The organism is Caballeronia sp. dw_19, assembly GCF_018449515.1.
GTDB lineage: Bacteria > Pseudomonadota > Gammaproteobacteria > Burkholderiales > Burkholderiaceae > Caballeronia.
The window spans coordinates 95,983-109,238 of sequence record NZ_JAAVUQ010000003.1; the positions used below are offsets into that span (position 1 = coordinate 95,983).

The following is a 13,256-nucleotide window of genomic DNA, read 5'->3' on the forward strand; positions in this document are numbered from 1 at the left end:
GAGATTGGCAAATGAAGAAGTTCTCGCAAATTGCAATGGTTGGTGCGCTCGCATTCGCGTTCGCAGGCACGGCAATGGCTCAAGGTGCGGGTGGTGGTTCGAAGACTGACGAAAGCAAGCCTGCTGTCAGCCCGAAAGAACCCAAGCCGCATCTGCCGCACTTCAAGCATAAGAAGAAGGCAGCATCGGGCGCAAGCGGTACGGCGGCCAAGTAAGACAAGGCATCGCACCTGAAGGGCGCATCGGCTGCCGCATCTCATCTGCTTCAGCCATGGGTACCGACGACAAGGGTCAACCACAGTAAGCGGCAAGGCCTGGAGTAAGGCGCCCGGGACAGCATGTTTCGAGCGCCATATACGGCGGCACGCGTGAGCGTGCCGCCGTATTATTTTTGAGGCGCCGCGAACAACCCGGTAATTTCATACCATCGATCCGCGCACGCATTGCAGCGCGCAGTCCACCAGGCCGCGAATCAGCCGGTCACGTACCGACGCCCGTTTCCAGAGCACGCCAAAGCGGCGCGGCTCGGACTCCATCGGCAAGCTGATCCGCGCGATGCGCAGGGCGCTGGTCATTGGAGAGGCGACATCGGGTGCGAGCGATACCCCGAGTCCACGGTCCACCATCATCGCGATGGCCGCGAGCGAGCTTAGTTCGAAGCGCTCGTTGGGCACAATGCCGACTCGCCTTAAATATCGCTCTGCTTCTTTACCTCCCGCGAGCGAGCGGTCGTAGCGGATCAGCGGCTCGTGCGCGAGCAGGTCATGCGCATCGCGTTTCGCCAGGCTCTGCGGCGCGATTACCACCAGCGGTTCCTCTCGAAGCAATTCCCACACGAAGGTTTTTGGCATCGCGAAGGCGGGATGCGTGCAGACGGCTGCATCGACGTCACCTTGCCGCAATGCTTCATACAATTCGTTCGAGGTCCCCGACTGGATGAACACCTTCACATGCGGATGAGCGCTGACAAAACGCGCGAGGATATCGGGCAGCAGGCTATGTAGCGCCGTATTGATCGTGCCGAGCTTGAGCTCTCCGGTTGCGTATTCGTCGTTGGCGAGGATCTTCAGGTCGGCGAGTTCACGCAGCAAACCCCGCGACTGCGCGACTATCCGGCTGCCTGCCGGCGTGACCGATACCGTCCGGCCGGCACGCGCGAGCAGCGGGGCGCCGAATTCGCGTTCGAGCGTGCGGATCTGCTGCGCGACCGCGGCAGGCGTCAGGTCGAGGCGGCGAGCGGCTTCGGCCATTGAACCGGTATCGACGACCAGCAAGAAACTGGTCAGGAACGAGGTTTCCATACAAGATACTTTTAGTTTATTTTGAAGGAACATTCTATCGCTTTATCTTCATTGTGCCGATGACTAGACTGGCGGCATGAAAAGCAAATTATTTGTTCCGGGCTCACGGCCCGAACTGTTCGCCAAAGCGCTGGCGAGCCAGGCAGATGCCCTTTCTTTCGATCTCGAAGACGCCGTGTCCGAAGCGCGCAAGCCCGAAGCCCGGGCACATTTGCGCGATTTTCTCCTGGGTTCTCCGCCGGGTTCGAACGCTTCGTCTTCTCCTGCGGACCGGTTCGGCGGCAAGACGCTGATCGTGCGCGTGAACGCCATCGATTCACCTCATTTCGAAGCCGATCTCGCCGCCGTCGTGCAGGCGGGCGTCGACCTGATCAACTTGCCGAAACCGCGCAACGCCGACGACGTCCGGGCAGCCGCGAACGCGCTCGATGCCGCCGAACGCGCTAACGGCGTGACCGAGCCGATTGGCTTGCTGCTGAATATCGAATCGCCGGGCGCATTGCGGCGTGCGTTTGAACTGGCCAGCGCACATCCTCGCGTGAAAGGCTTGCAGCTTGGGCTGGGTGACTTGTTCGAGCCGCTGGGCATCGCGCGACGGGAGACCGCGGCGATCCAGCAGGCCATGTTCGCGTTGAGCATGGCGGCGGGCGAGGCGGGCGTGTTCGCCTACGACTCCGCGTTCGCCGATATCCGCGATCAGGCCGGTTTCCAGGCCGAAGCGCGGCTCGCGCGCAGTCTTGGTTTTATCGGCAAGAGCTGCATTCATCCGAGCCAGGTTGCGCTCGCCAATGAAGTGTTCCAGCCGACGCCCGATGAGATCGCCCACGCGCAACGTGTGGTCGAAGCGGCGGCAGAAGCCGATGCGGCAGGCCGGGGCGCGTATGTGGTCGACGGCAAGATGATCGACGGCCCATTCCTCGCGCGGGCTCGGGCGATCGTGGCGCAGGCGGCTTCTAATGCGGCTTCTATTGCGGCTTCGACGGTTGCATCAACGCAAGACCGGGAGCCGCAGGCATGAGCGCGTCATCCCGCAGACCCGATGGCGCACGCGGGCCGCTGAGCGGCATCCGCGTGCTCGACTTGAGCGCGTATATCGCCGGGCCGTATGGGTGCAGCCTGCTCGCCGACCAGGGCGCTGAAGTCATCAAGATCGAGCCGCCCGCAGGCGACAACCTGCGCAAATATCCCTCGACCCTTGAGAGCGAAAGCCGGGCTTTTCTCGGCGTGAACCGCAGCAAGCTCGGCCTCGCGCTCGACCTCAAACAACCTGAAGGGTTGGCCGCGCTGAAGGCGCTGGTGGCCAGCGCCGACGTCCTCGTGCACAACTTCCGGCCGAGCGTGCCGGCGCGGCTGGGTATTGATTACGAGCAGCTGAAAGCGCTCAATCCGCGGCTTATTTACTGCGCCGTGACCGGCTATGGCGAAACCGGGCCGCTCAAGGACAAGGCCGGTTACGACCAGGTGCTGCAGACCATGACCGGCATGTGCGCGATGCAAGGCAAGAGCGGCGGCCCGCCCGAGGTGCTGTACGGATCGGTGGTGGATTACTACGCGGCGGCGCTGGTGGCCGGTGGCGTGGCGTCGGCGCTGTTCGAGCGTGAGCGCAGCGGCGAGGGGCAATACGTGGGCGTGTCGCTGTTGCGCAGCGCGCTTGCCATGCAGTCGGCGCGTCTCGTCTGGGCCGACAGCGAGCCCCGCGAAGTCGGCCGGGACATGCGTTCAGGCGGCATCACCGGCATTCATCCGACGCGCGAAGGATACCTCTACATCTCCGCCAACACGCCGCATTTCTGGCAGGCGCTCTGCCGCAAGACGGGCCTCGATGCACTCGCCGCCGATCCGCGTTTCGATACCGTCAGGAAGCGCGCGCTGCATGTGAACGAAATCGTGCCGCAACTTCACGCCGCGTTGGCCGCGAAGAGCGCGCTGGAATGGGAAGCGCTGTTCGGCGAAGACGTGCCGTGCGCGGCGGCGCGCACGGTGGAAGATATGTTCGACGATCCGCAGGTGCTGGCCGAAGACATGATCGCGATGTATGAACATCCGGTGGTGGGGCGATATCGCGGGCTCAAGCGCTCGATCCGGTTCGGCCGGACGCCAGGTCCCGAACCGTTTGCCGCCCCCACGTTCGGACAGGATTCAGAGCAAGTGCTGAGCGAGCAAGGCATGTCGCGCGACGACATCGAAGTGCTGCGGGCGAAGCGCGTGATTGAATAAAAGCGGATAAAACGAACGGAGACACGTCATGCCCGAAATCACTCCAGCGCCACCGCTTGCCTGCGATGCGCACATGCATGTCTACGATGCCCGCTTTCCGCACACCGGCACGATGGTGAACAACGCAACTGCCGATGACTATCGCCGTGAGTTGCAGGCGCGCATTGGCACGACGCGTACGGTGGTCGTGACGCCGCGCATCTATGGCGTCGACAACCGCGTGACACTCGATGCCATCCAGCAACTCGGCGCCGACCGTACGCGCGGCGTGGCTGTGCTGCGCACCGACGTGACCGATGCCGAACTGGTCACGCTGCATGCCGGCGGTATCCGCGGGATTCGCTTCACGTTGTACACGCCGGTGCATGCGGTGGTCGGCTTCGAAATGGTGGAGTCGTTGTCGCGGCGGGTGCATGAACTTGGCTGGCATGTCCAGTTGCATTGGACGGCGGCGCAGATCGTCGAACATGAGGCTTTGCTGAGACGCCTGCCGTCGAAGATCGTCTTCGATCACCTCGCGCGTTTGTCGTTACCCGAGGGCATTGATCATCCCGCGTTTGGCATCGTGCGCTCGCTGCTGGATGGCGGTCGTGCGTGGCTGAAGTTATCCGGTCCGTACCTTGATTCGCGCGTGGGCGAAGCGCAACGCTACAGCGATATGGACCGCGCGGCGCATGCGTGGGTCGGCGCCGCGCCTGAGCGGCTGGTGTGGGGCAGCGACTGGCCGCATCCAACCGAGGCTACCAAGCCCGACGATACCGCGCTGTTCGACCTGCTTTCGCACTGGGTGGAAAACCCCGCGCAACGCCGCGCGATTCTGGTCGACAACCCTGCCGCCCTATACGACTTCTAACACCGCCCGACGCTGAAAAATCCAACAACAATGACAAGGAGACTGACATGAAACCGGCGAGCGCCTCACCTTCGGGCGGCAGCGGTAAAACGCGCTTCACCAATGCGACCATTGAGCTTTTCGAGCGAGTAATTCCCGACCCGTTTGTTCTTGCCATCTTGATCACCGCGTTCGTCGCAGTCGTTTCAGCGTTGTTCGCGCCTCATCCTTCGTTCATGGGGATAGTGGGCGGTTGGTACAAGGGTTTCTTCGATATCCTGACGTTTGCGTTCCAGATCACGCTGATCCTCGTCACGGGCCATGCGTTCGCACACGCGCCTCCTGTGCAGCGGCTTTTTCGTGCGGTCGTTTCGCTTGCGCGCACGCCGGTCCAGGCTGCCACGCTTACCTTTGTGTCGGTAGCAGTTGCCTCGTTTTTAAACTGGGGTTTCGGGCTCGTGGTCGCAGCGCTGCTCGCGCGTGAAGTCGCCAAGCGCATGCGCGTGGACTTTGCGTGGATCGTCGCGGCGGGTTTCTCCGGCTGGGTCGTATGGGCGAGCGGCATCTCAAGTTCAATCGCACTCGCCCAGGCGACGCACGGCAGCGCGATGAACGTCGTCGAAAAACTGACGGGGCAGGTGCTGCCGTTCAGCAGCACGGTTTTCACCGCGTTCAACCTGGTGCCGACCATCGTGATGCTGATCGCCACGCCGATCGTGCTTGCTTTCCTCAAGCCCGCCGATGAAGACATCGTTGTACTCGATCTCGACAAGAATCCCGATCCGCCTGCCAAGACGCGTCCGTCAGGCAAGCTCACACCGGCGAAGTGGCTGGAATATTCGTGGGTGGGCAGCGCGTTTATCGGTGCGGCGGGGGTGTCGTTCCTGGCGATTGCGTGGACGCACAAGACCAGCTTCAGCGGCGTGAACGCAGTGATCTTCGTAATGTTCTTCGCGGGCGTGGTGCTGCACGGCTACCCCCTCGCATACGCCGATGCCATCAAGAACGCCGCGCGCCAGACCGGGTCGATGATGCTGCAATACCCGCTCTACGGCGGCATCATGGGGATCATGGAGGCGACCGGTTTGCCCGACGTGCTGTCGCACTTTTTCATCGCCATTTCGAACGCGCACACACTGCCTTTCTGGAGTTACGTGTGTTCGCTGATCGTGACCTTCCTCGTGCCGTCGGGCGGCGGCCACTGGGCGGTGCAGGGCCCGTTCGTGGTGCCGGCGGCGGTGGCGCTCCATGCATCGGTACCCGGCGCAACGATGGCAGTCGCCATGGGCGAACAGGTGTCCAACATGCTGCAGCCGTTCTGGGCCGCGCCGGTTGTCGCCATGGCGGGTGTCGGGGTGCAGCGCGTGCTTGGCTTCACCGTCATGACCTTCCTGCTCGGCGCCGTGGTGTATGGCGCGGCCTTGCTGTTGCTGATCTAAGCGTCCGCGTGAGGGCAAAACGAAGTCACGGAGGCTTGAATGGAGACGTCTGAAACACGCAGGGCCCATGCTGCTGCGCCCTTAAGCGCAGCGGTATGGAGAGACTGACGGTGATCGCCTAAACGCGTTGAATCGATAACCGCGCTTTCACTCTCCGCGCTGCCCAAGCCCCTTGACGATCACGCCGACAAACGCCTCCGTCACGGGCGGCAGCGTGCGTCCGCGCTTCTTCACGAGCGCAATCGGCCGCACGAAACCCGGTTCATCGATAACCCGCGTCACCAGTGCCGGTTCCGCGCGCACTTCGCGCGCCGAGCGGGGCAGGATGGTCACGCCTAGCCCTGCCCGGACCATTGCCACCGCCGTCATCATGTAAGTCGGCTCGCAGGTGGGCACGGGAGCGCAGCCGGCGTGCTCGAACGCGGCATCCACCACTGCTCGCACGCTCGTTCCCGCCGCCGTCAACACCAGCGGATAGCGGACGATCTCCTCCAGGCCGATCCGCTTCCCAGCCGTCAACGGATGCCCGTCCGGGCACACGACGCACAGCCGGTCCTCACCGGCGTGTAGCACTTCCAGCGAGGCATCGGTGACGTCGCCGCCGGTCAGGCCCACGTCCACATCCTCGTTACGCACCAGCGCGTTGACGACGCTCGCCACCACATCGCGGATCTGAAACGACACGTGCGGCAACTCGCGTCTGAAATCCTGGATCAGATCGGGCAGCAAACTTGCGGCGAACGACGGCAGGCACGCGAGCCGCACCGTGCCGGTGGAACCGTCGCTGAGCGCGCGGGCGTCGTGGAGAACCTGCTCCATGTCGCCGAGCGATTTTTGCAGGACGGGCAGCAAATCCCGGCCGACCGGCGTCAACGCAACGCTGCGGCTATTGCGGTCGAACAGCCGCGCGCCGAGCGTTTCTTCGAGGCGCCGGATCTGCACCGTCAACGCGGGCTGCGACAGATGCAGCCGCACCGCCGCGCGCGTGAAATTGCCCGCCTGCGCGACGGCGATGAACGCGCGGATGTCGCGGAGATTCAGGTCCATGGTTTTCGGCCATTACAAAACGTGATTGCTGCCATCAAATCATTTCAATTGTTTTATCGACGTCCAGAAATTACGCTTGGTTGACTCATAAAACAATCGATTAAAAAGATCGGAGACAAACCTTGCTGCCCTTACTTGGCCCGGCCACTATCGTTGTCCTGCTCGCGGCGATTCTTTCAAAACGGATGTCGCCGCTGGTCGCGCTGATCATCGTGCCGATAGCGGCGTCGCTGATCGGCGGCTTCGGCTTGCAGACCAGCAAGTTTGTCATCGACGGGCTGAAGAGCCTTGCGCCCGTGGTCGGCATGTTCGTGTTTGCGATCCTGTATTTCGGCACGATTACCGACGCGGGCACGCTCGATCCGATCATCGACCGCATCTTGCGCACCGTCGGCACGCGGCCGACGCGCATTGTGATGGGTACGACGCTGCTCGCGCTGCTGATCCACCTCGACGGCTCGGGCGCAGTTTGCTTTCTCGTGACCATCCCCGCCATGCTGCCGCTTTACGATCGTCTCAAGATGGATCGGCGCGTGCTGGCTGCGGCGGCATCGATGGCGGCGGGGATCAATTTCCTGCCGTGGACCGGGCCGATGATCCGCGCGTCGGCGTCGCTGCATCTGCCTATATCGGCGTTATTCAATCCGTTGATTCCGGTGCAGATCGTGGGCCTTATATTTGTGTTCGGCATGGCGTGGTGGCTCGGCCGGCGCGAAGAAAAACGCTTGGGATACACGGGTGCCGACGGCGCAATCCCGATGCTGGGGCACGTGCCGGCGCGCGAACTCACCGACGAACAGAAAGCGCTGCGTCGACCAAAGAATTTCTGGTTCAACATCGTGCTGACGCTGATAGTGCTCGGCACGATGGTGGTAATGGGCGAGAAGATTCCGCCGGCGATCATGTTCATGGTCGGGTTGTGCGTCGCGTTGCTCGTCAACTATCCGAACGTGGATATGCAGCGTCAGCGCATTGATGCTCACGCGCGCGCCGCGCTAATGATGGCCGGCATCCTGCTCGCGGCCGGCGTGTTCACGGGCGTGATGCAAGGCAGCGGCATGCTCAAGGCGATGGCGCAAGCCGCCGTTGGGTTCGTGCCGCCGTCGATGGCAACGCACATCCCGGTCGCACTCGGTTTCTTATCGATGCCGCTCAGCATGCTCTTCGATCCCGACTCGTTTTACTTCGGCGTGTTGCCTGTGATCGCGGAGGTGGCGGGGCAACTTGGCGTGCCCGCCGTGCACGTTGGCCAGGCAGCATTGCTTGGGCAGATGACGACAGGGTTTCCGGTCAGCCCGCTCACGCCCGCCACATTCCTGGTCGTCGGGCTGACGGGCATCGATCTCGCCGATCATCAGAAATTCACGTTTCCGCTGTTGTTCGGCGCATCGATCGTGATGACGATCGCGTGCGTCGTGATGGGCATCTTTCCTCTTTGAGCGCGTTCTCTTCACGCAAGGAATGGGTATGACTGCTGCACTCAACGCTGTGACCCAAGCCGTCCGCGTGCGGATCGGCGCGGGCGCGGGTTACTCGGGCGACCGTATCGAGCCTGCGGTCGAACTGGCCGAACACGGAGCACTCGACTATCTCGTGTTCGAATGTTTGGCAGAGCGAACCATTGCACTTGCGCAACAGGCGCGGCGAGCGAATCCGGATCTGGGTTATGACCCGTTGCTCGAAGCCCGGATGCGCGCGGTGTTGCCGGCGGCTACGCGCAACGGCGTGCGGATTATCTCGAACATGGGCGCGGCGAATCCGTTGGCGGCGGCGCGCAAGACAGCATCGATTGCGCGCGAGCTGGGTTTGAGCGGTCTGAAAATCGCGGCAGTGAGCGGCGACGACGTACTCGATGTCGTGAGGCAAGGAGCGTATCGATTCGAAGAGTCGGGCGATAGCGTTGCGGACTACGACAGCAGGCTCGTTTCGGCGAATGCGTATCTGGGCGCAGAGCCGATTGTCGAAGCATTACAGGCCGGTGCCGATATCGTGCTCACCGGTCGCGCCGCCGATCCGTCGTTGTTCACGGCGCCGCTGATCCACGCATTCGGCTGGGCGATGGACAATTGGACCACGCTCGGACAGGCGACGGTGGTGGGGCATCTGCTCGAATGCGCGGGACAGATCACCGGCGGTTATTTCGCCGATCCCGGGTTTAAGGACGTACCCATGCTCGCGCGCCTCGGCTTCCCGATAGGCGAGGTCGACGCTGATGGCTGCGTCACGATCACCAAGGTCGCGCGCGCCGGCGGTTGTGTGACGGAGGCTACGTGCAAGGAACAATTGCTGTATGAAATCCACGATCCCCGCCGATATCTGCAGCCCGATGTCGTCGCCGACTTCACGCAGGTTCGCGTGGTGGAAGAAGGGCAGGATCGTGTGCGCGTGAGTGGTGGACGTGGGACATCGCGTACCGGGACGTTGAAGGTGACCGTGGCTTATCTGGGTGGGTTTATCGGCGAGGGGCAGATTTCCTATGGCGGTCCGGGGGCCGTCGCGCGCGGGAAACTGGCGCTTGAGATTGTGCGGGAGCGGTTGGAGATAATTGGCGTTGCGACCAGCGAACTGCGCTTCGATTTGATCGGTATCGATTCATTGCATGGCGCGACGCTGGGTGAACGTAACGCGGAGCCGTATGAAGTTCGGGTGCGTGTAGCCGGTCGCACGGATTCGATGGAGCAGGCGGTTCGTATCGGCAATGAAGTAGAGACGCTTTATACAAATGGTCCTGCAGGCGGCGGCGGGGTGACAAAGACCGCTCGGGAAGTGATTGCGGTGCAGTCGGTTTTGTTGCCACGAGAACTCGTGCGGCCATCGTTTGAAATGGTGGAGGCCTGAAATGAAACTACGCCAACTTGCTCATTCCCGAACCGGCGATAAGGGCAATACGCTGAATGTATCGGTGATCTGTTACGACACGCGGCATTACGATCATCTGCTCGCGCATGTCACGCCGGAGCGCGTGAAAGCGCATCTGAGCGATGTCGTGAAGGGCGATGTGACGCGATTCGAATTGCCGGGAATATGCGCGATGAATTTCGTACTCGGACGCGCGCTGGGCGGCGGCGTGACGCGATCGCTTGCCCTCGATGCGCATGGAAAATCGCTGAGTTCGGCGTTGATGGATCTGGAGATTCCAGAGCCCTAAGGCGTCGAGTTGTTACGTTAAATGCGGAGTCGGATAAGTCCGGCCGCGGCGAGCCAAGCTCTCAATGCCCTAGCTGTCACCAAGGCGTTCCAGTCATTTAACCGCAAGCAATTTTTCAACAAACCAGCATCGCCATGACAACCACGTCATGGCGATTCCCCGTCTTCAACCGTTCACTCTTCGTTCGTTGCGGCCGCTGTCTTTCGCGGACGCCGGCTAGCGGGAGCCGTTTTACGTGGCGTCTTTTTCGCAGCCGTTTTCTTTGCGGGAGACGCGTCCGTTCTGTCAGCAGTTTCACCCGCAGCGGCAACCTCAACCGGCGCTTCCGGCTGCGTCTTTGCCACGACTTTCTTCGCTGCCGCCTGACGTCCACGCCGTGCCACGCCGCGTTTGGGTGACGGCGTTTCGCTTACTTCGCTGGGTGGCGCAAGTGCTTCTTCCGTGCGTTCCACGAACACGAATTCTTCCTTGGCCTTCGGCGGTAGCGTGAAGAACGGCTGCTCGTCAGCGGCTTCCACATGAGCTTCGGGTGGCGCTTCATGTGCTACATCGAACAGCGGTTCGTGAACCTGCGGCCTTGCGTTCCGGTTGTTTCTGCGATTGCGTTCGCGGCCCTGCCTGGGTCGCGTGTCCACCTGCGCCTCAGGTTGCTGCGCATCTTGCAGTTCGTTGAGGAGCGGTTCCACGACCTGCGATTGCGGGTTCGGTCCGTCTCTGCGGTCGTGCTCGCCACCCGATTTGGAGCGCGGTTCTATATACGTTCCGGATTGGGCCTCGCGCGGTTCATCGAAGAGTGGTTCGGAAACTTGCTGACGCGGGTTGCGGCCTTTCCGCCGATTCCGGTCGTTGCCCGAGCTACCCGTATTCCCCGTCTGGCGGTTTTCCTTCGGCACGACGGGCGCCTCGATGTCCCTTACCGATTCAGTGACGGCCACCGACTGCGTGCGAAACACAAATGAACCCGATTTCTCGTCCCGTCCCACTTCGAGCAGACCACGTACCTGCGCTTCCTCCAGCAGATTGCCGAACGCGCGAAAGCCGTAGTACGACTCGTTGAAATCAGGTTTGCGCCGTTTGATCGCGCTCTTGAGCACCGAGGCCCAGATCTTCCCGCTCTCGCCGCGCTCGGAAGCGAGGTCATCGAATGTTTCCACCGCAATCGCGATGGCCTTGGCCTTGCGTGCTTCGAGTTCCTGCTTGGGCTGGCGGTCGTCGTCGGGTGAGCGCTTCGCCGACGATGCCGTTGCGTTCGCCTCCCGCGCGTCGCGGGCTTCACGGGCCTCGCGCGCTTCGCGTTTCGCAATGCTGCGTTGCTGCTCGCGGACGAGGTCATCGTAGAAAATGAATTCATCGCAGTTCGCGACGAGCAGGTCGGACGTGGAGTTCTTCACACCGACGCCGATCACCTTTTTCGCGTTCTCACGCAGCTTCGACACCAGCGGCGAGAAGTCCGAATCGCCGCTGATGATGACGAAGGTATCCACGTGCGATTTCGTGTAGCAGAGATCGAGCGCATCGACGACGAGCCGGATATCCGCTGAATTCTTGCCCGACTGACGCACGTGCGGAATTTCGATCAACTCGAAACTCGCCTCATGCATGGCGGCTTTAAAACCTTTGTAGCGATCCCAGTCGCAATAAGCCTTTTTCACTACGATGCTGCCTTTGAGGAGCAGCCGTTCGAGCACCGGCATGATGTCGAACTTGTCGTACTTTGCGTCGCGCACGCCGAGGGCGACGTTTTCGAAGTCGCAAAACAACGCCATGCTGACGCTATCAGGGGATGAGGCCATAGAAACTCCAGCAGGAATGCCGGGTAAGCACGGCAGTATTAACGAGCGCACATGATATCTGTTTGTGCGGTGGGGTTTGAGGGGAGAGAAACAATCGTGACGGGGAAGGAGCCAGTCAGGGCCTTTCGGTCGCGAGCCGCGTTACGAACAGATCGAGGAACGAAGGTGTTCTGATCGGGGCGGCGGTGATACCCGGCCATGCCGCTCGCGGGGGAATCGGCGGCGTTCGAACTCTGCCAGGACGATCTTTAGAATGGCCTGAGCGAGTTCGTAGCGGACCTGTCAAAGCAGCACCATCCGTAATCTTTCCGAGCGCCGCAGCGGGATCGCGGCTGTCGGGAACCGCTTGGGTCGCGCGTTGCTGGGGACTGTCGTTGATCTGATCGGTGGATTCCCTGGACTGCCCGCCGCTTCTTGCGTGCGTTGATCCGGCGCGGGCCCAATGCGAAAAAGCCGTCTCTGCATACGCAGAAACGGCTTTTCGGAAATGGTGCCCGGGGCCGGAATCGAAAAATTCTTGCTATCGCTTTACTAGAGCGGGTCCGGGGATTTTTCGTTGGAAATGTACCACCAAAAATACCACCAACGGGGCTCGCTGCATCGTGACCCGAAGGGGTCCGTTCATCGGTTCATGCGCGAAACGCTGATGCCCAGAGCTAGAATGAACCGATGAGGATTTAAAGTGTCCGCATCGTTGCAGGGGCAGGTTCAAGGCATGGATGCTTCCGGTGAGTTGAGCGTCGCAGGTGAACACTGATCGAGATCCGTTCGCTGTTGGACAGCGCCAACCCGCGGCGTCGCGACGCATACCCGTGACGCTCACCAGCCGTGGCCTTGCCGACTTTATTCCTGGCCCGGCGAGCAAGGTCCGTATGCGCTCGAACGACTGAGCGTCGATCAGCGCCCCATATAGCGATGCTGGAGTGTGAGATTCCGGCGACCGGATACGCGGCGACGCCATGGCCGACGTTGATGACGCAGATGGGCCCTTTTGTCGCGTCGGCGAACGCGGCCAGCGCACCTTTCAGAATTCTGTTTGCTGCGAGTGCCGCATTGCGCGACCACAAGGCGGTTCGGACGCTCCAAGGCGACCGTAAGACCGTAGAGCTGACGCGAGAGGCCGACTGCGAAAACGCAGATGTCGCATATCTGCACTCCGCCATGCCTTCCTGAGGGATTTTGCCTGTCTCCAGTGCGATCATGTGGCCCAAGCTTCCTTCTTCTCGCGTAGCTTGCTGCCAAGCAAGCGCAACAGTTCGCCACGGCGCGGTGTCGGGACGTTGCGCCAGATTCATAGACGCTTTTCGTAGCGGAGAGTGTGGTATCGACGTCGGTAGCCGACTGCCTCATCACACGGCCGGCTATTTTCGCCGTCGATCAATGAATGCGCGACAGTGCCGCCCTCTTCGGCCAAGCGGGCGATGCTCAGTTCGGAAAGGATTTTGGATGCTTTCACGCGACACTCTACGGAAGAAAGTG

Annotated in this window: 11 protein-coding genes and 1 pseudogene; 8 read left to right on the top strand and 4 right to left on the bottom strand. The window is 61.7% G+C overall.

Annotated features, from left to right (window positions below):
• Positions 1–11 precede the first annotated feature (11 nt).
• Entirely contained in the window at positions 12–215 is a 204-nt protein-coding gene (locus tag HB376_RS05220; protein WP_213762376.1) for a hypothetical protein, read from the top strand.
• 204 nt (positions 216–419) lie between these two features.
• Here the strand turns inward: HB376_RS05220 and HB376_RS05225 are convergent, their stop codons facing one another.
• The gene (locus HB376_RS05225; RefSeq protein WP_213762377.1) at positions 420–1,301 is read right to left on the bottom strand and encodes a LysR family transcriptional regulator; all 882 of its coding nucleotides are present in this window, start codon (positions 1,299–1,301) and stop codon (positions 420–422) included.
• 76 nt (positions 1,302–1,377) lie between these two features.
• On the opposite strand from HB376_RS05225, the gene HB376_RS05230 reads away from it, so the two are divergent.
• Genes HB376_RS05230 through HB376_RS05245 form a run of 4 tightly spaced genes read left to right on the top strand, consistent with a single transcriptional unit; the run spans position 1,378 to position 5,789 of the window.
• Positions 1,378–2,319 carry a CoA ester lyase gene (locus tag HB376_RS05230; protein WP_213762378.1) on the top strand — a complete coding sequence of 314 codons (942 nt, stop codon included), beginning with the start codon at positions 1,378–1,380 and terminating at the stop codon, positions 2,317–2,319.
• Entirely contained in the window at positions 2,316–3,518 is a 1,203-nt protein-coding gene (locus HB376_RS05235; protein WP_213762379.1) for a CoA transferase, read from the top strand. Before HB376_RS05230 ends, HB376_RS05235 begins: the two co-directional genes overlap by 4 nt.
• Before the next feature lie 28 nt (positions 3,519–3,546).
• Positions 3,547–4,371, top strand: a complete 825-nt coding sequence (locus HB376_RS05240) for an amidohydrolase family protein (RefSeq protein ID WP_213762380.1) — start codon at positions 3,547–3,549, stop codon at positions 4,369–4,371.
• A 47-nt stretch (positions 4,372–4,418) separates the two neighbouring features.
• Positions 4,419–5,789 carry a TIGR00366 family protein gene (locus tag HB376_RS05245; RefSeq protein ID WP_213762381.1) on the top strand — a complete coding sequence of 457 codons (1,371 nt, stop codon included), beginning with the start codon at positions 4,419–4,421 and terminating at the stop codon, positions 5,787–5,789.
• Positions 5,790–5,936: 147 nt separating this feature from the next.
• Here HB376_RS05245 and HB376_RS05250 read toward each other — a convergent pair whose 3' ends face one another.
• A complete protein-coding gene (locus HB376_RS05250; RefSeq protein WP_213762382.1) occupies positions 5,937–6,836 on the bottom strand; it encodes a LysR family transcriptional regulator in 900 nt (299 codons plus the stop codon).
• A 122-nt stretch (positions 6,837–6,958) separates the two neighbouring features.
• Between HB376_RS05250 and HB376_RS05255 the strand changes: the two genes are divergently transcribed.
• From HB376_RS05255 to HB376_RS05265, 3 genes are read left to right on the top strand one after another with little or no spacing between them, the layout of a single operon-like run.
• A complete protein-coding gene (locus HB376_RS05255) occupies positions 6,959–8,275 on the top strand; it encodes a citrate:proton symporter (RefSeq protein ID WP_213762383.1) in 1,317 nt (438 codons plus the stop codon).
• Positions 8,276–8,303: 28 nt separating this feature from the next.
• Positions 8,304–9,674, top strand: coding sequence for an acyclic terpene utilization AtuA family protein (locus tag HB376_RS05260; protein ID WP_213762384.1), 1,371 nt, complete (start codon positions 8,304–8,306; stop codon positions 9,672–9,674).
• 1 nt (position 9,675) lies between these two features.
• Entirely contained in the window at positions 9,676–9,984 is a 309-nt protein-coding gene (locus HB376_RS05265; RefSeq protein ID WP_213762385.1) for a hypothetical protein, read from the top strand.
• A gap of 173 nt (positions 9,985–10,157) precedes the next feature.
• Here the strand turns inward: HB376_RS05265 and HB376_RS05270 are convergent, their stop codons facing one another.
• Positions 10,158–11,750 (bottom strand): NYN domain-containing protein, encoded by a 1,593-nt coding sequence (locus HB376_RS05270; protein ID WP_213762637.1) that lies wholly within the window; start codon positions 11,748–11,750, stop codon positions 10,158–10,160.
• 1,022 nt (positions 11,751–12,772) lie between these two features.
• Positions 12,773–13,233: pseudogene (locus HB376_RS41670) on the bottom strand (aldehyde dehydrogenase family protein); the annotation flags it as partial.
• Between the last annotated feature and the right edge of the window lie 23 nt (positions 13,234–13,256).

Bases quoted from the DNA above. Each gene is read 5' to 3' on its own strand.
- HB376_RS05220 (WP_213762376.1), top strand. From the start codon at position 12: ATGAAGAAGTTCTCGCAAATTGCAATGGTTGGTGCGCTCGCATTCGCG.
- HB376_RS05225 (WP_213762377.1), bottom strand. From the start codon at position 1,301: ATGGAAACCTCGTTCCTGACCAGTTTCTTGCTGGTCGTCGATACCGGT.
- HB376_RS05230 (WP_213762378.1), top strand. From the start codon at position 1,378: ATGAAAAGCAAATTATTTGTTCCGGGCTCACGGCCCGAACTGTTCGCC.
- HB376_RS05235 (WP_213762379.1), top strand. From the start codon at position 2,316: ATGAGCGCGTCATCCCGCAGACCCGATGGCGCACGCGGGCCGCTGAGC.
- HB376_RS05240 (WP_213762380.1), top strand. From the start codon at position 3,547: ATGCCCGAAATCACTCCAGCGCCACCGCTTGCCTGCGATGCGCACATG.
- HB376_RS05245 (WP_213762381.1), top strand. From the start codon at position 4,419: ATGAAACCGGCGAGCGCCTCACCTTCGGGCGGCAGCGGTAAAACGCGC.
- HB376_RS05250 (WP_213762382.1), bottom strand. From the start codon at position 6,836: ATGGACCTGAATCTCCGCGACATCCGCGCGTTCATCGCCGTCGCGCAG.
- HB376_RS05260 (WP_213762384.1), top strand. From the start codon at position 8,304: ATGACTGCTGCACTCAACGCTGTGACCCAAGCCGTCCGCGTGCGGATC.
- HB376_RS05265 (WP_213762385.1), top strand. From the start codon at position 9,676: ATGAAACTACGCCAACTTGCTCATTCCCGAACCGGCGATAAGGGCAAT.
- HB376_RS05270 (WP_213762637.1), bottom strand. From the start codon at position 11,750: ATGGCGTTGTTTTGCGACTTCGAAAACGTCGCCCTCGGCGTGCGCGAC.